This window comes from Chlorogloea sp. CCALA 695, from assembly GCF_003003885.1.
Lineage (GTDB): Bacteria > Cyanobacteriota > Cyanobacteriia > Cyanobacteriales > Chroococcidiopsidaceae > Aliterella.
Window position 1 is genome coordinate 21,112 of the sequence record NZ_PVWN01000041.1, and the last position, 19,478, is coordinate 40,589.

General features: G+C 41.9%; 23 protein-coding genes. 17 read left to right on the plus strand and 6 right to left on the minus strand.

What is annotated here, in order from left to right; all coding sequences use genetic code 11:
- Positions 1-299: 299 nt before the first annotated feature.
- The 8 genes from C7B70_RS28845 (at position 300) to C7B70_RS17710 (ending at position 5,977) form a co-directional block, all read left to right on the plus strand.
- The gene (locus tag C7B70_RS28845) at positions 300-1,082 is read left to right on the plus strand and encodes a DNA cytosine methyltransferase (protein ID WP_106370319.1); all 783 of its coding nucleotides are present in this window, start codon (positions 300-302) and stop codon (positions 1,080-1,082) included.
- Positions 1,030-1,641 (plus strand): hypothetical protein, encoded by a 612-nt coding sequence (locus C7B70_RS28850; protein WP_369831900.1) that lies wholly within the window; start codon positions 1,030-1,032, stop codon positions 1,639-1,641. Before C7B70_RS28845 ends, C7B70_RS28850 begins: the two co-directional genes overlap by 53 nt.
- Before the next feature lie 273 nt (positions 1,642-1,914).
- Positions 1,915-2,472 (plus strand): GIY-YIG nuclease family protein, encoded by a 558-nt coding sequence (locus C7B70_RS17690; protein ID WP_106370320.1) that lies wholly within the window; start codon positions 1,915-1,917, stop codon positions 2,470-2,472.
- Between the two features lie 153 nt (positions 2,473-2,625).
- Positions 2,626-3,135 (plus strand): DUF4238 domain-containing protein, encoded by a 510-nt coding sequence (locus C7B70_RS17695; RefSeq protein ID WP_158260523.1) that lies wholly within the window; start codon positions 2,626-2,628, stop codon positions 3,133-3,135.
- 380 nt (positions 3,136-3,515) lie between these two features.
- On the plus strand, positions 3,516-3,683 hold the full coding sequence (locus tag C7B70_RS26460; protein WP_158260524.1) for a hypothetical protein: 168 nt from the start codon (positions 3,516-3,518) through the stop codon (positions 3,681-3,683).
- A 281-nt stretch (positions 3,684-3,964) separates the two neighbouring features.
- Positions 3,965-5,287 (plus strand): hypothetical protein, encoded by a 1,323-nt coding sequence (locus C7B70_RS17705; protein WP_106370323.1) that lies wholly within the window; start codon positions 3,965-3,967, stop codon positions 5,285-5,287.
- Between the two features lie 56 nt (positions 5,288-5,343).
- A complete protein-coding gene (locus C7B70_RS28425; protein ID WP_255409350.1) occupies positions 5,344-5,469 on the plus strand; it encodes a hypothetical protein in 126 nt (41 codons plus the stop codon).
- Between the two features lie 70 nt (positions 5,470-5,539).
- A complete protein-coding gene (locus tag C7B70_RS17710; protein ID WP_106370324.1) occupies positions 5,540-5,977 on the plus strand; it encodes a hypothetical protein in 438 nt (145 codons plus the stop codon).
- A gap of 183 nt (positions 5,978-6,160) precedes the next feature.
- Here C7B70_RS17710 and C7B70_RS17715 read toward each other — a convergent pair whose 3' ends face one another.
- From C7B70_RS17715 to C7B70_RS17735, 5 genes are all read right to left on the minus strand, one after another.
- Positions 6,161-8,395 carry a UvrD-helicase domain-containing protein gene (locus C7B70_RS17715; protein WP_339376744.1) on the minus strand — a complete coding sequence of 745 codons (2,235 nt, stop codon included), beginning with the start codon at positions 8,393-8,395 and terminating at the stop codon, positions 6,161-6,163.
- 79 nt (positions 8,396-8,474) lie between these two features.
- Positions 8,475-10,007 (minus strand): reverse transcriptase domain-containing protein, encoded by a 1,533-nt coding sequence (locus C7B70_RS17720; protein ID WP_106370326.1) that lies wholly within the window; start codon positions 10,005-10,007, stop codon positions 8,475-8,477.
- A 465-nt stretch (positions 10,008-10,472) separates the two neighbouring features.
- Positions 10,473-12,041 carry a group II intron reverse transcriptase/maturase gene (ltrA, locus tag C7B70_RS17725; protein WP_106370327.1) on the minus strand — a complete coding sequence of 523 codons (1,569 nt, stop codon included), beginning with the start codon at positions 12,039-12,041 and terminating at the stop codon, positions 10,473-10,475.
- A gap of 765 nt (positions 12,042-12,806) precedes the next feature.
- Complete coding sequence (locus C7B70_RS17730) at positions 12,807-12,992, minus strand: DEAD/DEAH box helicase family protein (protein ID WP_106370328.1); 186 nt, start codon at positions 12,990-12,992, stop codon at positions 12,807-12,809.
- A gap of 163 nt (positions 12,993-13,155) precedes the next feature.
- Entirely contained in the window at positions 13,156-13,377 is a 222-nt protein-coding gene (locus tag C7B70_RS17735; RefSeq protein WP_106370329.1) for a hypothetical protein, read from the minus strand.
- A gap of 10 nt (positions 13,378-13,387) precedes the next feature.
- On the opposite strand from C7B70_RS17735, the gene C7B70_RS17740 reads away from it, so the two are divergent.
- From C7B70_RS17740 to C7B70_RS17775, 8 genes are all read left to right on the plus strand, one after another.
- Complete coding sequence (locus C7B70_RS17740) at positions 13,388-14,392, plus strand: HNH endonuclease (protein WP_106370340.1); 1,005 nt, start codon at positions 13,388-13,390, stop codon at positions 14,390-14,392.
- 9 nt (positions 14,393-14,401) lie between these two features.
- Positions 14,402-15,244 carry a hypothetical protein gene (locus tag C7B70_RS17745; RefSeq protein ID WP_106370330.1) on the plus strand — a complete coding sequence of 281 codons (843 nt, stop codon included), beginning with the start codon at positions 14,402-14,404 and terminating at the stop codon, positions 15,242-15,244.
- Positions 15,245-15,427: 183 nt separating this feature from the next.
- On the plus strand, positions 15,428-15,892 hold the full coding sequence (locus C7B70_RS17750) for a hypothetical protein (protein ID WP_106370331.1): 465 nt from the start codon (positions 15,428-15,430) through the stop codon (positions 15,890-15,892).
- Positions 15,893-16,006: 114 nt separating this feature from the next.
- Complete coding sequence (locus C7B70_RS17755; RefSeq protein WP_106370332.1) at positions 16,007-16,207, plus strand: hypothetical protein; 201 nt, start codon at positions 16,007-16,009, stop codon at positions 16,205-16,207.
- A gap of 84 nt (positions 16,208-16,291) precedes the next feature.
- Positions 16,292-16,507, plus strand: coding sequence for a hypothetical protein (locus C7B70_RS17760; protein ID WP_106370333.1), 216 nt, complete (start codon positions 16,292-16,294; stop codon positions 16,505-16,507).
- Positions 16,508-16,575: 68 nt separating this feature from the next.
- Positions 16,576-16,794 carry an HD domain-containing protein gene (locus C7B70_RS17765; RefSeq protein ID WP_106370334.1) on the plus strand — a complete coding sequence of 73 codons (219 nt, stop codon included), beginning with the start codon at positions 16,576-16,578 and terminating at the stop codon, positions 16,792-16,794.
- 501 nt (positions 16,795-17,295) lie between these two features.
- The gene (locus tag C7B70_RS17770) at positions 17,296-17,529 is read left to right on the plus strand and encodes a hypothetical protein (RefSeq protein WP_106370335.1); all 234 of its coding nucleotides are present in this window, start codon (positions 17,296-17,298) and stop codon (positions 17,527-17,529) included.
- Between the two features lie 58 nt (positions 17,530-17,587).
- Positions 17,588-18,088, plus strand: coding sequence for a hypothetical protein (locus C7B70_RS17775; RefSeq protein WP_106370336.1), 501 nt, complete (start codon positions 17,588-17,590; stop codon positions 18,086-18,088).
- Between the two features lie 146 nt (positions 18,089-18,234).
- On the opposite strand, the gene C7B70_RS17780 is transcribed toward C7B70_RS17775, so the two are convergent.
- A complete protein-coding gene (locus tag C7B70_RS17780) occupies positions 18,235-18,921 on the minus strand; it encodes an HAD family hydrolase (RefSeq protein WP_106370337.1) in 687 nt (228 codons plus the stop codon).
- Positions 18,922-19,062: 141 nt separating this feature from the next.
- Here C7B70_RS17780 and C7B70_RS26035 point away from each other — a divergent pair, with 141 nt between their 5' ends.
- Positions 19,063-19,278 carry a hypothetical protein gene (locus C7B70_RS26035; RefSeq protein ID WP_146134090.1) on the plus strand — a complete coding sequence of 72 codons (216 nt, stop codon included), beginning with the start codon at positions 19,063-19,065 and terminating at the stop codon, positions 19,276-19,278.
- Positions 19,279-19,478 lie beyond the last annotated feature (200 nt).

Sequence of the window (19,478 nt, forward strand, 5' to 3'; positions counted from 1 at the left end):
GTTGTAAAAGATTTCCAAGTAGGCGATCGCGTCGTTTGGGACAAGGCTGGCAATTCTATCTATGAAGTTGTCAAAATCTCAGGAGAAGGGATAACTATTAACCTCCTTGAGTCCCATCCCCAAAAAATATACTCTCCGGCAAAGCGGCGTGTGTCATTAGATGAAATTGAGCCGCTAGATATAGGGTCTAATGACCAACACCACGCTAAAAGTTCTAGGGGATTTGTAGTACCTGATCACATAGAACACTCAATATCAAGCTTTTTTGTCAAACGGCAAGTTTCCCAGGAACTCGAAAAATGCTCGTACAACTTGACCTCTGTAGTGGGGTCGGCGCAGGTTTTCCCCTTGCAGGACTTATCACTGGAGGATTCCAACTCAAAGGATTATGCGAAATCGATAAATTCTGTCATGACCGACTACGCGATCGCTTCCCTAAAATCCCTATCCACCCTGACGTGCGATCGTTACAGTTCCACTCTAGAGAGTTCAAAATCGTCTCTAGTAGTCCGCCGTGCCAGCCCTTTTCGGTTGAAGGCAAACGTAGAGGCTTGGCAGATAAACGTGACTGTATCCCCGCCGTCCTGCATACCATCAAATCAGTACAACCAAACTTCTTTGCCATTGAAAACGTGCCAGGACTGCTCAGTTGCCCCCTCAGCCCTGGCGAACCAACTGGCTCATATTTCGCATATCTGCTCCGGGAAATTTGGCGAAGCGGGTACGATGCACAATGGCTTTGTGTCGGTAGCGGCGACATTGGCGCTCCCTTCCTTAGACGCAGATTATTACTGGTTGGAATCTCCCGGAGCCTTGAGTTCCGACGTGAGCCGAAGTCCTGGACTGAGCAAGTCCGAGGGCAAGTGGCAGAAGTCAGGACTGCTAAAGCGCGGAGAAGTTGCCAACCCGGATTTCCTAGAGCAATGCTTCGGACTCCCGCGCAACTGGACATCCCCCCAGGAGTGCCGGACGGCAACGGAATTGTTAGAGCAAGACGCGCAGCGCTTGGCAATTGCTTCGATCCTAGAGTTGCAAGTATCGCCCTCCGCCGCGTCCTTTACCTCAATTCCCTCTGTAAATAATTACAGTCGCGGCGTTCTAGAGGAAACTAATTTATACGCATTCGTAATTCCCCTAGAACTAAAATCCGACGAACAGGATAGCAACAAAAAAGTTCTAGGGGAAACTAATTACTTAGCTCCCGTAATTCCCCTAGAACTAAAACAACAGCAAAGTTTAATTCAAGAGAAAACTAATTTATACGCATTCGTAATTCCCCTAGAACTAAAACCTGAACAGAATTTAGTTCTAGGGGATAACCAAAATAAATCATTTCCCCTAGAACTAGAGCCAACGACTAAAAGAAAAGCTAGTGGCTGGTTAGAACGTTACACCAAAAGCAAGAAGCTCAAAGGTGGCGCGATCGCAACTTATCCCCGTGTAGAAGGTGAGCGAGAGCCGAACAACTCAGAGCATTGGTATTGGATGTGGCGCTATGAATTAAAAGACTCTAGCGCAGCCAGTTCTAGGGGATATCGCACTAAAGCCTTTCACATTGAGATATCTAAAGTCCTCGTTGTGAAAAGTGCAATTGCCCAAGGAGTGGGGATAGACCAGATTTTGTCAATTGTCAGATCATAGTAGAGCTAAAGTAGGCGTATTCCCCGCGCTGTAAGCCTACCTAAAAATAAGGTGGAAGCTGTCTCTCTTGCGATCGCACGTTCATGGTCGCAAGAGAAAATTTGGAATTTTATCCAAGGAACTGAAGATAAATAGCAAAATAACTCCCAAACTTCCTCTCTTTAGAAATTATTTAAGGAAGTTTGGGCAACATAAGTAGGTTACAAGAGTGTGGCTTGAATTAAAGAGACACCTAAAATTGTTGATTGCCTCCCTAGTCCAACCTTTAAATGAATGCCTACTATGTTATCGATTAATCCATTTGCACTCCCCTATATTCTCTACAAAGACAAAGCTAACTTGCCTAATTCCTCAGGTATTTACTATGTTTTAAACCGCTACAAGCGGGAAATTGTTTATATCGGTAGAGCCAAAAACATTAGAAGTCGCTGGAAAAATCATCATCGTGCTTGGGATGTTGGGATACTTGAATCTATTTATAACGATGGTAGAATTACTATTGCTTGGGAGATTTATGCAGAAAATTATTTGAAAGAGCTTGAGAATAGAAGAATTCAGGAACTCAAGCCAATTATTAATTGGAAAAATTTAGAAGACTCTGACCAATATTTGTACCGGGAACATGGCTGGCAGAACTCTCCTGGTTACTATCGCTACATTATGAGTAATTTACCTGAAGAAACTGCCGCAACTTTTTCTGAAGGAGACTTAAACTATTTAAGAAACAAGCCACGTTTACTTGAAGCAGTTGATTATGGGTCACGACAAGTAACGGAACCAAAAATGGTAATAAGAAGCCTTCTAACCTCTTTTTGCTATGTACATACATAGTTTTGTCATGTATATACATAGTCAATTATCTAAAAACTTACCTCTAAACATTTGAGAGTATGAAATTAAAACGTCTACTTGGTATAGATTCCAAGCTTATTCCGGTTTTCTGTTCCAATGATTGTCGCTACCCTAAATCGAGGTAAATTCTCGTTGAATCAGCCCACTCATGCAAATCTTCGTCAGGCTGCCCTGCTTCTACCTTTTACTTTCGATCTTCACTTTAAGCTTATCGTTAATCAAACAAGAAAACCTTTCATTACATCAGACCATCCAGTGGTTCTCTACAATCAGTTTCTCGAAGATAAAAAAAGCTATGGGAGCAATACTGGAATAGCTTGCAAAGGTCTTGAAATTTTTATTCCTCTGTCTCCAAGCCATCTGTTAATTTTTTTTGATGGTAATGTTTACAAAATAGGAAGTAAGAGTAACTTTCTCGTCGTTATTACCTCTGAAACCGATGTAGAAAATTTGAATCTACTTCAATGTATAAGTGCAAACGAAAATCTTTATTTCAATCAAGAAGTAACTGAACTGCAAATCAGTCACTTAATGAGACGAGCTACTCAATATAGAAACACAACAAAAGCTAATGTTAACGAGTTTACTAGCTCTCAAAATAACAATAAAATACGTGTTCTTCTACATACACTTTTGATGTAAAGTGTCGTTTGTCACTAGATTTTGTCCATATGCTCAAGAAAGCAAGGCAATATAATCTAGGAGAAAAAGTTTTTCATGTAAGGAATCAGAAGCTCTGCGACTTACATCAGCATTTTTTAGAGTTTGTCAAAAAAGGAAAGTATCAAGAAAGTGAATTTTTAAAGTTTGTTGAAGATGTGTCTCCGAGCTATGAATTTGGATAAGAATTTTGGGACAAATTAATCTACAAGCTGGCATTAGTCATGATTGTACCAGTTGAGAGGCTGTAACGCTAAAACATCCACTTTATAGATAGGCACAATGGGGAAAAGAAATTGTTGCAGCTTCCCCTTTGGAAACTGGTTGCTACAAACGTAGTGCAAATTAAGGAGGGAAAAGTGATGTTTCCGAAACTAATGTTAGCAGTGACTATGACATTCGCCCTCAACCTATTACTGGAAATAAACCCACCAGCCAATACTCAGACTGCCATCGGCGCTAGAGTTGATTTTGCAAAAATACTAAAAGTCCGAATAATTGGGCTTGCGTCTATATCAAATGACAAGTAAAAAATCTCTAAACAAATGGCGCACCCCATAAAGTCAAATTTTCCTTATTAAACGGCGATCGCCACCTTTCAAGTCAGCCCCAACTCCATCTGCTGCCCTAGTCTAGTTTGTATAGGTGCATCCCACCAAAACGCTATATTGACTGCACGGGCTTTCCTGTGCTGGTAATGCAGACTTTTGTAATAAATCCCCTAGAACTAATGTGATCGCCCCCCAGTTTTTGGGAAAGCTAGAACGGTAGGAAAAATCATGCTTAAAGGCACAAAGAGCGAGCGCATCTTATGAGTCACTTCCCCATTATCCTAATTCCATCATCAATCCAGCAAGCAAAATCAGCACATCCACCGACACTTATATTCCCCGATTCATTACCCCAACACCCAGGAACAAAACCACAGAAAATTAACAACCCCCTCATCGCAGTAGAAGTGGCACTAACTATAATAATCAGCACTGTCATAACTTCTGGTGGCGGTGCAGGATGGGGGTTTTTGTCATTTGTTACTGCCGCTTGTGCGATCACATTTCAAGCATGGCAACAAATCAAAACCTATCCTCAACGTAAGCGCGATCATCAGCGCGAGGCTGGCGCTTATCCCAAGAAACTTGAAGATTATAATTACAAAAAGCGCCACTACGAACAGGAAAACAAAGCATCTCAAAGCCCAGAACGGGTTGCTGAATTTCAGTACAAGCTGCTGCGGGATGTTCTTCGTCGGACTAGCGCCCACGATGGCGACCACAGTGTTGCCACACGGGGTTGCTCAGAAGCTAAGTTTGGCGATCATCTGAAAAGATATTTTCCGGGTAAAATTCATTCTGGGCTAACGCTCAAAATTCCAAATTTTGACCATCCTTACACCCCAGACTTTGCTTACGTTGACTCATCGCTAAAACTGCACATTGATATTGAGTTAGATGAGCCATACGCTCATAACACTAAAGAGCCTATGCATTATCTAGGCGCTTGGAAAGACAACAACCGGAACGACTTTTTTCTTGATAAGGGCTGGCTTGTAATCCGCTTTAGCGAGGAGCAAGTTGTTTGCCATCCCAAAAGCTGCCGCAAAACTATTGCCAGTGTGATCGCCGAAGTTCTAGGGGATAACTCAGTATTGAATCAATTTGTCAATGTTCCTAACTTGCAAGAAATGCGGCAATGGACTCAAAGCGAGGCAGAAGATATGGCTGCTAGTGACTACCGGAATAAATATTCGCAACAACCTAGCGAACTTGCTGATAGTCCAATTGAAGTCAACCCACAAGTGTCCAAAACAGCTTTGCCAAATCCTAGCCGCGCTCAGAGTCGTGGGGCTGCACGAAAAGCAAGACTTGCTGGTTTGTCCACATCATCGCCAAAGTCTAATTATATTGATGAACAAGTTGCAATCATAAAAACTGGCAAGAAGGCTCATAGCTCTTTGCTAGATGATATTTTCGCTGCATCTCACCAAGGTGATAGAGAGAAGATGGAAGAAGCTTTATTAGTTTTAGAAGGAGTTGAAAAACGCGGTTTTAATAAAGTAGTTTGTCAAGGATACACTATGAAAATCCGTACTAAAGCACTACAAGAGTTTAATAATAAAATAGCTCGAACAGATTAGATTTTTAGTTATGAGCAACGCATACAATTGAGATTCAAGCTTACTTTTTCCTATTAATGATGGACGACATTAATTGTGGTAAATCTCACGAAGACCGTGCAAAACTTGTAGCAGCAAGTCGTAAGATTGGTGATCGCGCTTGTTCTACAAATATTTATCCAACGGCTCTTAATTTTACTTAACTCGCCCTGAGATAGAAGGAATTTGAAATATAGATAGCTACTGTTCTGTTAGGTTTTACATTGTGACCCCATGACTTTAAGCAATAGCACTTCCGGGCGGGTTAGAGAAATTCTGCGAGTTGTTTTCTCTACGTCCCTCATCATCATTGGTATTATTCATTTTTTTAGAGCAGAGCAATTTGCCCGAATTGTTCCACCAATATTTCCGACCTATCCCTCCGTCTACATCAGTGGTGTATTTGAAATTTTGGGCGGTATTGGCTTATTGATTCCATCGGTCAGCGTGGCAGCAGCCTGGGGTTTGATTGCTTTATTTATCGGCGTATTTCCTGCCAATATTTACATGGCTGTGCATAACATTAAGCTCGACGGCGTTCCTCAAAATCAACTACTTTATTGGGGAAGGCTACCATTGCAGGCGGTTTTGATTGCTTGGGCTTGGTGGTATACAAAACATCCAAAACAGCACGGGGCCAAAGCGGTGACGGGTGGCACAAAAAATACTTAGTAAGCGATCGCACATTCAGTGTTAGGGGATAGTTGAAATTGATCTAACGACTATGAGGAGTAGGTGATCGCTTTAGTTCTAGGGGAAAGTCACTAGCGTGATCGCACTTATCTAAATGGTCTTTTCCACATCATCCAGTTTTTCTAATTCAAGAGCGATCGCCAGCGCTAGAAAATAATAGTTCTAGGGGAAACTAATAGACTGATAATTTGTGACTTTAACAGTCAGGTAACGCCTATATCCTTCACCATCTCGGTTGGGATAGTCCCCAGATTCCCCATCTACATCAAAGGTCTGCTGCAATAAAAGAGCAATCGTATCGATGTCCCCTTTCGTCTCCCCCTCAATCCTAAGTTTTGCCTGAATCACACTGGCGGGAGAGCCGATTATTGACTCTTGGGTTGGTTGCTGTTTGGGCTTAGTGCCAATGTTAGCGATATCGAGCTTCCGCCCCTTGCTATCTATTCGCTCACTAGAAATATTTACAGTACCAATCCTCTCTAGTTCTGCCCTTAGCTTCCCAACGAAGGGGGGCGAGACATTGCAGTATGAGGCAATTGCGCGATCGCTCTTACCTTGCCAATCCTTATCCATAAGTACCTGAATTACCCGTTCTCGTTTCTGGGCATTTGTTTTAGGGATTAGGGGTGTTTGTAAACCGTTTACACTTAGAGGATTGAGACTAGGAACGGCTTTTCCCACAAAGGTGACTTCTTCGATCTCTAGGTAGCCCTGCTTATCCTCCTGTTCTAGGGGATCTAAATTCTGGCGTGAAACTTGTCCTCTTGGCTGCTCTAAAACATAGGGGGCAACAGGGGCGTAGATTTCTATCTCAGTTAGCTCATCATCGTCCTCCAGTGATAGCTCAGGCATCCAGTCTGAATAGTTTTCCACGTCCTCCTCATACTCTAGTGTCTCCAGTTCGATCTTCAGATTTGGCTTTAAGTCAGGTGGGTCGGCGATAACTCCTTCCGGCAACGCTTCCACAGTATCGCTCTTGCTATCCTCTCCTGTTTTTTCTTGTGGCAACCAATCAGGTTTTCCCACGATAAATAACTCAGACTTGCTGCGGGTTAATCCCACGTAAAGTAAATTATCTTCCTGTTCTTTCTGCCATTCCATCTGATTCCGCCAAGACATTGGCATATCTTCAGGCTTTAGGATAAATATGCGATCGCCCTCTAACCCTTTGGCTCTGTGACAAGTGCTGAGGGTTATGGGTGAAATATCATCGCTGAACAGGGAATCAATGTAAGCAGATAAATCTGCAATCGATCTTGCCTGGGGTTGGCTAATGTAAATCGTTGCTAAAGCCTCTAACTTGTCATTTAGGTTTTGGATCAGTTGCTCCTCATTGTCCATTTCCTTATACTTCAAAACTTTGAGGGTGCGGTACTCGCTTGCCACAGCGTGGAAATCTTCGTATCTGAACCTGGGCATGGAGGCAATTTCTTCTAAGTCTCTTTTGATTGTCTCCCCAATGTCCCTGCCCTTGACCGTTGCTGCAATTCCTCTTGCTATCAACTTGATACATTGCGATACTAGCGGGGCTGTCTTCCTACTGATGACGCGATCTCCTACTTTAAGGTGCTGCCCCAGATCCTTTTCTTCAACCTGTTTGATTTCCCCGAAACTTGCATCTTCCTTAGCTTCGATTGGAATATTAGGGAATTGCCTTCGTACCAAGTCAATATGCGATCGCGGACAACGGTAGCACGTTGATAGTGGTAATTCTGTTGCTTTAGTTCTCTCCAAGATTTTCTGATAGCTGCGGTTGTCTGCCCCAGCGAAGCCGAAAATTGCCTGTCGGGGATCTCCCACAAACAACTGCCGACCTTCTGAACCAGTCAATCCAATTGCTAACTCTAGCTGAATTGCATTTAAGTCTTGTGCTTCATCACATAGTACAAATTTGTATGGCTTAAACCATTGACGTTTGTAGATTTCCCACTTTACGGGTAGCCAAATCTGATCTGTGAAATCGATAAATCTATTATCTCTAGCTTTTTGTTCTCCAATTCTTAAACAAGCCGCGACCGCGCTTGCGACTATTGAAAATTCCCAGATATCTTCTACCTCAAAGTGGTGGCATAATTCTTTGACTGATGTGGCAGTTGGGTAGTTGTTAGTCAGCCTCATCAGGTTAACTAGCCGCAAGAATTCTGAATCTCTGCCGACTGCTCCATCACGGGTTAGCTGTCCCCTAGAACCACGCTTGCTAATCAGGTCTATGTCTTGGGCAATATTTCTATACTTGCCGCTAACTAGCTGAATGTCCCGATTGTCTTTTATTTCTAGCTCTCTTTTGAGCAGCGAGAACCCAGCGCTATGCAGAGTGCTAATTGATGCCTTCCACCTGACTCCAAACTTGGCTACTAGGTCTTTAGAATTCTCCTTGCCAAATACAATTACTCGGATGTCGCTTGGCTTGGTTAGAGTCGAGGGAGGCTATTATGCCTCGCCCCTCTCTGTTAGATCCGTGCGTAAAACTTTCGCCTTACACGGCTCCCGATTCAATTAGGCAGTGCCTTTTGCTCATGTGTATGTAATCGTGGCAACTCTCATGTAGAGCCTCCAGATTATTAAGTTTCCAGTTGTAGTGATTGCTGTCCTTATGGTGCAAGTGAACTCGCTCCTCGGATGTAGTCTTTAATCCACATCTGGCACATGAATGGTTTTGTCTTTTTAAGACTTTAGAGGTGATACCGTCATAGAGTTTACTGTTACGTTCGCTCCAATAGGTCAAGTCTCCGTCGAAAGGTGATTTATTCCCTTTGACATTGATGTGCTTGTTTTCGGAGTAAGAAACTGCTGGAAAAGCTTTGTCTAACAATGTTTTGCTAGTGTAGCGATTCTGTTTAGTTTCTTTGTTAAATACCTTGAACGTTCTGTTTTGGATGTGGTACAGCGAAAACCGTGACCCGTCCATCTTGCAAAAGCGGTGGTAATTCCGCCATCCTCTAACGATGGGAGCTAATTTCTCAGCTTTTACCTTCGCACCATAGTTACTGTTGTTGACTATGTGTTTTACTTTCTTACGAAACGCTTTGAAATTATCCACTGAGGGAGAGCATCTAAACTTTCCGTTGGTTTGCACTTTGAAGTGCCATCCAAGATAGTCAAACCCATTTGTCGTAGCGGTTAGCTTTGTTTTCTTTTCGCTTACCTTTAATCCTCGTTCGGCTAGAAATTGGCTAATACATTCAAGTATTTGCTCTGCATCGTCTTCAGGTTTTAAAATGTACACCATGTCATCCGCATATCGAACGCTTTGGTGTAATTTCTCAATCCCGTTGAGGGCAATATTGGCAAGTAATGGACTAACGACCCCACCCTGCGGCGTTCCTTGAGAGGGAAATCCTAGGTTAACTCCTGATTTAAGACAGCGAAAGATTCCTGTCTTAATGCCTAGAGGGGCGATAAGTTGTTCCATTATTGATGAGTGGTTAATCCGGTCGAAACATTTTTCGATATCTAGTTCTATGACTCGCTTATCTATTCCATTTGACTGGGAGCGTAGGTTTTGGAAAAGAAGCTTCTGGGCATCATGTGCCGAGCGTCCTGTTCGGAATCCGTAGCTCCTAGCGTGGAAAGTTGCTTCGTGGGCGGGTTCTAAGGCGTATTTTACGAGGCATTGCCAAGCTCTATCCGCAATAGTGGGTACTTTTAGCATCCGCGTTGTTCCGTCCTTTTTAGGGATGGGAATTTCACGTAGCTTATTATGTTTCCATGTGTTAACGTTTTCCTTAAGTAATTCACTTAAGTTGAAGCGTTCCTCAAAGGTGAGAGACGCTTTTCCATCAATACCCGCCGTTTTCTTACCAGCATTTAACTGAGTTACTTGCCGAATAGCCATAAATCTTGCAGCCAGTGACTTCAAGATAAGTTTCTGTAGATACTTCGCTTTACGCTTGTCACCAACATTCACTGCTTTCCACACCCTCTTTTGTAGGCGGAACAGTTCACGCCGGAATTTCTTCCAGGGTAAATTCTTCCAAAGTTCACTAGCGCTGTCGCTGTGCCTAACCATTCTCTACTCCAAAATGTGTGTTCTTTGAACCTTGACCCAATTACGGGTCATCCTACCCAGTCTGCGGAGTTCCGCCTCTCGTCTAGCCTACTGAGGGTACGATTCCTCAGACCTAACAGACTGTTTTTATTCGTTCCTCAAGGTGATTGTTCGTTCCCTTAGATGGATTCACTTCATCCGCCAGAACCCCCTACTCATGCCGCTATTAGGGCGAATGCGGCGGGATACTAATCTCTGGCGCGGTCAGAGTTTTCAGGTGTTACCTGTGTTACGCTCTGCCAACTGATGGGACGCTTTTCTAGAATCTATTTTCATCATAGGAATTCCCTGTTAGCGCCAGTGTCAACCCATAACAGTTGTCTGATTGTTAGAGTCGATGCTGATGTTGCCACCAGACACCTCTCCTGCCAAACCGTGCATGAAGCTTTCGCCGCACACGGCTTTAAGTTTCATAAGTCTCAAGGGCTATCTCCCAGATTTATCCCGTTTTAATGAATGTATTATCTGGTGCTGATGACAGTAACGATGTAGAGCCACTAGATTGCTGGATTTCCAATTGTTATGGTTGCCGTCAATATGATGTAGCTCTATTGGGTCATCGGGCAGGAAAGACAGGTTGCAGTGTGGACACTTGTACTGCTGCTTGGCAAGTGTTTTGGCTGTAGCTCCGTCATATAATGCGGAATTACGTTTTGACCAGTAGAGCAAGTCTCCATCATATGGACTTTTATCTCCTTTGACTTTGACAAATTTTGCTGCTGCCCAGGAAACCGTTGGCGATACCTTTTTCAGAATTGTATTGCTCTGCCTTCGGTTGAACCGCCCCTGTTTGCGGATGAATTTCCATGCCCAGTGACTTGTGTGCCATAGTGCGTGTTGGCTCATATCGCAATATTGGTGGTAGTTCCTCCAGCCTCTGATGATACTGGATACCTTCTTCATACGTTGCTCAAGTGTGTAGTTTGTGTCTTTCAGGGAGGATTTAATTTTTCTTTTGACGGTTTTATAGTTCTTATCAGACGGGGTGCATAGGAACCTACCATCGGGACGAACGATAAATTTCCATCCTAAGAAGTTGAACCCTTCCGTACTCTGCACTAGCTTCGTTTTTGCTTCTTTTACGTTTAGTCCTCTGATTTTCAAGAATTTGTCAATGGCAATTCTCAGAGCATCTGCGTCATCAAGTCGTTCCAAGATGAATACGCAGTCATCGGCATATCTAATACCTGTGAGTGCATTTATCCACCCTTGACCATTCACTACTTTGTGTCTTAGTTTGTATCCAACATTTTCTAACCCATGAAGGGCAATGTTAGCTAAGAGTGGGCTTATAACACCACCTTGTGGGCTTCCCCTTTCGGTGACTTGTCGTTCATTAAGAACGCCTGCCTTGATTGCTCTGTAGATGCCTAGTTTTGCAGCTTTGGGTAATGAGATTTGACTCATTAAGTATTGATGGTCGATTCTGTCAAAACACTTTTCGATATCCAATTCAAGTATTCTTTTGGATAAACCTTTGGCATTGCTGTTAAGGTTTATGAATAGCATTTTTTGGACATCATGAGTGCTTCTGGCAGGTCTAAATCCATAGGAGTTGGCATTGAAGTAGGCTTCACAAGCAGGCTCTAAGGCATACTTGACAAGACATTGGTACACTCTATCTCTAATAGTTGGTATTCCAAGCGGTCTTTGCTCTCCGTTAGATTTTGGTATCCATACCCTTCTGAGCTTGGCGTGATGCCAATGATTGATATTCAATTGTGTGGCTAGTGTCAGGCGTTGATGGCAGTGGAGGTTTTTAAACCCATCTATACCAGCCGTACATTTACCTGTGTTTAGCTGCGTTATTTGACGAATTGCAAGCAGTTTAGCCGCTTTGCTTTTGAGGACTAGCTTTTGAAGCATCCGTACTAGCTTGTAGTTACCTACTTTCTGAGCTTTATAGATTCGTTTTTGTAATCTGAAAAGATTCTTTTGGAATTTCTTCCAGGGGAGTCTTTTCCATCTATCATCTGATATTGCTATCGATGTCATAGCTTGATTTACTCCATTTCCTCTATTCTTGAAACTGACGGATAATTATTAATCCGTCTCCTACCCGACTTGTAACGCTAGAGATTTAACGATGTTCTCCCACACCAAATTGTGAATTATCAAATCGTTTTTCTTCGTTCCCGCATTTGATTTGTTTGTCGCTTTAGGTCACTTCAATTCACCCATCACCATCTCCTAGGCTGTTCCTCGTGGGCTGCACGCGGGAACGAGAATTATTGCGGTGATTTAGTCAGAGGGTACAGATTCCCTTACTGCTAGTAACTAGGATGCTTTTTCTGAAGTTTCGCCCTTGGCTAACCGTAGCGACTCCTAATAGCTTCGATTGGTTACTCGGTTATTGCTAACCCGATCTGTTTCACCTTTCAGTCAAGCCCTTACAACCCGCTTTCACTTTGGTAGTTAGCCTCTGTGGGGTTCGTTTTCGAGTCACACCAGCCTTTAGTGGGTCAGACTTGGCAATAAACGCCTCACTGACATCAAATGAGAGTTATCTTAGGAGACCTAAGACCTAACCTTAATAGGTTCGCAACCATTTGGGGTTAGAACGAATCGCACGCGCCCTGTTACCCGCGTCAGCCTCTAGGAACCGAGCCTAGTCACTGGAGTCAGATAAGGAGTCACGTCTGAGTTTGACGGGTAGGGCTTTCACCTACATCAGCCTTGAAGTTTAAACTAGACTTGGGAGTCTTGGTCTAGAGTGGTTATGTACGGACTTTCACCGTGATTCACACTCAACGAATCGCACTACCCTATCAGTTCCAAGGCGATCGCTACCATCCTCAAAGTGCTGCTTTTTCCTGCACCCGCCACTGCATTACAGGCTCCATTACCCAAGCCATTCAGCACCCATTCCAAAATGCCTATCTGGTAATTACTAGGTTTGTAGCCTATTTGCCTTATCAGTTCTGCTGTCAATTGATCGAGCTTCATATCAATCTCCTGCCACCTTTCAATTCGAGGGTTTGCAGCGTTGAAGCCTAAAGTAATGCGCTCTTGTGATATTTCCTGGCTTCACTGTAAACAATTTACAGTAATGTAGCGTAATTTTATTTAACTTACTGTAAACATTTACAGCAATGCGCGATCGCATCCCTCATGAATCGCGCTTCACTTCCTCAATGACAACATTAAACCCTTCCCAATCTTGCACAGTAAAACCAATACTTGTTTCCTCTGGATATCTAATCGCCATCCTTTCCCAGGCTTCCTCGGCGCTTAATGCTTGAATGAAATAGCCTTGTCTAGCCGTTAAATCGTCACGACCAATGCAGTTATGAGTATAGAGGGCGTTACGGGTGCAGCGATATTCTTGCATGGTCTGGGCTATGGTTATAAACTTTGCTAAATATAACTACTTATTATTGATTGTTTTGAGTGACAAAAACCTTAGTTACTACGCCAACAAATTTACCAAACTACGAGTAGACCGCGCTCACGGGACTATTGCGCCACACAAACCTATCTTACTGTTGTCTGTTATTGAGCTAATCGAGCAAGGCTTGTTGACTCACAACAGGATTCCTCTATCTGCCGAGCTAATCGCTGCTTTCCTGAAGCTGTGGCAACAATTAGGATCTACTACCCATAATGCAGATATTGGAATGCCATTTTTTCATCTCAAAAGTGATGGATTTTGGCACTTTTTGCCTAATTCAGGTTTTGAAGTGTTGTTATCTTCACCAGGCGCTAAAGTAAGATCCGTAAGTGCGCTTACTCAATCAGTAGAGTATGCTTACCTGGATGATGAGTTATTCAAGCTATTGCAACAAAGAGTAAGTAGAAATCTTTTAATTAACACCTTGCTTAACTATTGGTTTACTGATAAAACTCAACAATTGCAGGAAATTTTGCGCGTTAATGCTTTTGCAGAATTTCAGCAAGAACTATTAGCAACTGGTGGAAAGGTCTACGAAGAATCTGTATTAAAAGATGAAACTAAAACAGTTGTTAGAGATGCTGCTTTCCGCAAAGTTATTATTTCTATCTATGAACATCGTTGCGCTTTTTGCGAGTTACAGATACTCAACTCATTAGGACAAAATATTGTAGATGGGTCGCATATTATGCCTTTCTCTCAATTCTATGATGACCGCATTGATAACGGCATTTCATTATGCAAAAATCATCATTGGGCATTTGATAAGGGTTGGTTCAGTATCAGCGATGATTTTACTATTCTAGTAAAGAACGACCTTCGTGAAGATGCTCCAAACTCTAAACCTATGCAGCAGTTCAATGGCGATCGCATTCGCCTACCAGATCAAGAGCGATACTATCCCCGCTTAGAAGCTTTACAGTGGCATCGTCAGCACGTATTTGGAGCGGCTTAAAGGAAGGATATGAGTAAAAGACCTAAAGGTTGGTATGAGGCGCTCGTTATTCGTCCTGTAATGAGTGTAGATGGCTATGAGAGCCATGAAAAGGTATGCGGTTATGTTGCTGATATCTACTTTTCTGTCAAAGAAAATGAGATTCGTCAGAAATTGGCAACTGGTAGTCCAAATTCAATATATACGTCTCTTTACACTCTCTACAAAGTAGGTGAAGCTAAATGTCCTGCTTATTGGGTGGGTAAAGATTTGCTAACAGCACTTATGCAATCAGACCTAACCCTTGAAGCTGATAGCTTACACTGGGCAATGAAGACTGGAATTTTTATACTGCCCAAAAATGTAGTTTTGTCTCCAGAGAAACGTAGCATTGGGGCAATCTTTTGGCACTACGATCAGGGCGACGATTATCTTTACTGGACTGCAATTGATGGATCTAGCTTCTTCTGCCGCAGGTTTAAGGTAAGTGATAATATGCGACAATTAACTTACGCCGATGCCCAAGATGTCGATCCGCAAGCCGTTGTAGAGTTTAATAGTTATTTGCAATCAATATTCCTGCGACTAATTCTAATCATGGAATGCCGCCCTGAATTAGTAGATACAGAATCTCAAGTAATCAGAGTAAATCTTGGATTTGCCAAGAATAAAGCTAAAGATTTCTACGAACCTCTGTGGATTGGGAAGAATTACCGCGTCAAGTCCGAAGATACATCAGAACGGGGTGGTACTCATGCTTCTCCCCGCGTTCATTGGCGCAGAGGGTACTTGCGAAATCAACCCTATGGGGAAGGCAGACAGCACAGAAAATTAGTTTGGATTGAACCAGTTATAGTTATGGGCAAAGCTTAAAAAGGTTTTAAAGCGGTAGCCTTAAAGCTAATAGTCCTTAGATGTTGGGTCTATTCCCAAAAACTTATTCCTACATTATTATACATAGTAAACGATGTATAATATTAGGTATAAGCGATTTCTCATGACTTGGCGGTACAAGGCGCGATCGCAATTCCCATTAGTTAAAAGGAATTACTCTCTATGAAAGCACAGATATATGTCAATCGGCATATTATTCGAGCTAACAAGAAGGCGACTAAGGAAACGGGTGAGTTGGTGGACGCTCCGGCGCTCACTGTCGATACTTACCTTGGGTCAATCAATGCTAAAGAAGTTGAGTTTACGGACAATTACAAGCTAATTCAAGATGCTGCGAAAGCAAAATGTTCGGGGACTACAATTTGGCTAGAAAGTGAATTTGCAAGCTTAATAATTGATGGTGTGAAAGCCAACCGTTTAATGTTCGATAAATCTATCAAGAAGTCAACAATAACTTATAGCAATGTTGAAGAAGTTTACAATGGATGGATAGCTTACGATACTTTACTGAAACATACTAAAAAGTTTCGTAATTCAAGCTCATTGAATCCTTCTCTTAATACGTTAGGCGATCATCTCTTAGCCTGGTATGAAGATTTCGGTAGACAGTATTTATTAGCTCACTAACCCGGTCTATTTCTTGTAGGTGAAACTTCTCGGTTACTATTTTTGAATAAGTAGGATACAGAAGACTTTTATAAATTATTCATTCACTTAATAAAAATTGGAGAATTAAATTTTATGTTTATACTAAACAAAGAAGGAAAAGTTCGCTTGTATTTTACTGAAGATAAAATATGTATTGGCTCCTACAATGAAGTAGAAAAGTACGAGCAAAAAATGAAGAAAACCTGCTGGGCATCTGATTTTTTTAAGTTTCCCCCAGATTATAATCCGATTGGGAAAAGCTTAGAAAGTATTGAATCCGTTGTACAAGAGTAACTTCTAAATTTGAAATTAGTAGCTAACGACAGCCCAAAACTTTATTTTGTAGCAGTCAATTAATTACCAATTGGAGAAAAAAGAATGGATAAACAAAAGCTTCTAAGTTCTGCTCATAGCTTCGGAGCCGAAGCTAGAGCTAACCAAAGAACCTCATTCATGACTAAAGATGATAGGGATGACTTGATTCATACTGCTGGCGTATTGAAGTGGAGTGACTTGCCCGAAGAACTAAGAGACGAACTGCAAGCAGCGTTTTATGCGGGTTTTCAAGCTGAATCTAAATATTACTTAAGTTGACTGATATTTACAGCAATATGTTTGAGAAAAGTTCGCGCTTCCGGGTTTCCCGTACACCATAAATTTACATGAGTGATTTAACAAAAGCAATTTCAATAGCAACTTCCGCTCACAAAAATCAAGTGGATAAAGGGGGTAAGCCTTATATCGAGCATCCACTCAGAGTAATGAAACAAATGATGTCCGATGCAGCACGGATTGTTGCTGTACTGCATGATGTAATTGAAGATTCTGATTACAGTTTGGACGATCTAGTAACGGCGGGATTGGGGGTAAATGAGCATTGATTCCGAAAGTTACGCTAAGGCTAAAAACCTTGCTAGGTAAGCATTATATCAATCAATATTTTTTGAAATTCTCATTGTACCAATTAGAATATAGCCTATTTAATACAGTATTTTAATACGGTATAGCAAGGGTTTGAAGCCCTTAAATTTCAGAGACTTCAATTGATACAGTTTTGTCCCTGGCGATCGCAGTGTTGAAAGCGGCTTATTAAGTCCTTAGCGTAACTTTCGGAATCAATGCTCATTTCACCCCGGATTTAGCGAGGAGATCGTACAGGCTGTTGAAGCGCTGACTAAGCAAAATGGTGAATCCTACAAAAATTACTTGCGGCGAATCAAAACTAATCCAATTGCGATAGCGCCAGCGCGCTCGCAGAGCTTCGCGGTAAAGCTTGCAGATTTACAAGACAACATGGATTTGACTCGCCTGCCAATCATTACAGAAAAAGATATTGAACGCCAGAAAAAATATTCGCGCAGCAGTAGCTACATTAAAAAATAATGGGTAAGTCTAAACAACAACAGTGGAATGAGAAACATCCTGATATAGTTCAAACAGCACAGGCAGAATACAACAAAAAACGACCAGTTTGGTCATTCCGCCCTACACCTGAAAATATACAATGGCTGGAAGAAGAACGCTGGAATGATGATAACGATAAACCTGAAAGTGATGCTACACTTCTCAATCGCAAGTTAAACAAATTAAGACTCTTGGAGCAACAAGGGTTTTAGATTACTAATACTATTATTAATGACAAATTGAATCTTTAACTTCGCTTTTATATAGCTAATGAATGATAACTTAGAATACTTATTAAAGTTTTTAAATCAACAGGCAGACTTAATTGACAGTATCTATAAAAAATCTACAACCCCTCGAAAAAGCAGTCAACGACTGATATTAGAAAATGGTTTACCTTTTTTGACAATGAGCAAACCTAGTCCGTTCAAAGGTGAACCTAAATCTTGTTACCAAAACTGTACATCTGCCTTGTTGAAATACCCAGAACTAAGTTACTGCGAAGGATTTGCTATTTCTAAGGAAGTGTCATTTACCGTTGCTCATGCTTGGTTAATAGATAACAACTCGCAAGTAATTGATCCTACGTGGAACGAAGATTATACTGAATCTACTTATTTTGGGGTGGTTTTTACTAATGAGTTTGTAAAAAAAATAGCCTTAAAAACTAAGCATTATGGAATATTAGAAAACTACTATGTAGACAAATATCAAATATTACAACAGGGATTTCCTAAAGGCGCACTGCATCCTAAATTTCATGTTAACTGAATCTTTCTAAGATAAGCGCAAGTTTTTCTCCAAACCCTTATAAATCGAATTGTGACGCTGCCCCTAACTCCTTAATGCGCGTACTATTGGGCTGAATTATTCAATTACTCAAAAATTGCTCGTTATGACGAAGAACCCGCCAGAAACTACTTGAGCGGAGATTCGTCGTAGTGTGCCAGCAGATCGGCTATATCTTGGTAGATGGCAATGCAACCTGCCTTACGCAAGTTTTCTTCGGCGAAACCACCAGAAAGTACACCAATCGTGCGTAGGTTCGCCTTACCTGCTGCTTCTGCGTCATAGGGTGTGTCGCCCACAACAATGACATTATTAGGAGCAACGTTACCTAACTTATCCAGCGTGACAAAGAACAGATCCGGATCTGGCTTAGACGATTTTACCTCTGTGGTAGTAGTTGCAGCATCGATTAAATCTTCAATATTCAGAATCTGTGTGTAGGCTGCCACATCGTCCTTTGTAGCCGAGGAAGCTAGAGCAAGGAGTTTGCCGTCTGCTTTAATTGTCATGAACAACTCACGCACTTGAGGAAAAGCTTTTATCCGGGGATGATATTCCCTCTTGTTGAGTTCCCTGCGATAATCTCGCATCCGTTCACCGAAAGTAGGGCTTTGACCATCATCTGAAGTGTTAAGTTCTTCCAGGGAGAAAAAGACTGGCATTAACTTGTCACTCCCTTTACCGATCTGGAGGCGTATTTGCTCGTAAGGAATCTGATGACCAAAGTGAGTGAAGGTTCTCTCCCAGGACTGGGCATGAAAGTCAACAGTATCAACCAGTGTTCCGTCGATGTCAAAGATTACAGCTTCGATCACAAATTGTTTGCTCTGATGAAGAGTAGTAAAACGTTAATCTATATTGCAGCAAAATTAGCCGCAGAAATGTTCTGCCGCAAGATAGGTAGACGGGCGTTGGTGGGCAACGGGAAATGTATCCAAAAATAACTTGAAAGTAAAATGAGCGATGGTCTTAATCGGAACACCCGTGGCTTAACGCGCGTGCTATTTGTGGCAGAGACGATTACGCATAGCGTAGTGCTGGAGGCGATCACTCGTTTAGTTCTAGGGGATAGTTTAAAGTGCCACTATTTAGTTATTTTAGCAGGTATCAAAAGTGTGACTCTATTCTTTTCAATTTCCGATGCGGTTAGCTTATCTTGGCACTCTTTGTAAAAATCTTGTGCTTCAGAATCAGTATCAAAAGTAAACTGAATTCTTTTAGATATAACGTTAATGTTATCTGAGTTAGTTTTGCGCCTCATTAGTCTTTTGCTTACTTTTCCACAACTACATATTACCTTAGCTCGGCTTTAGCCATTAGGCAGCATAGCAAAGTAAGTCAGACCAACATTTGAAGAATGTTCGCGGGACAT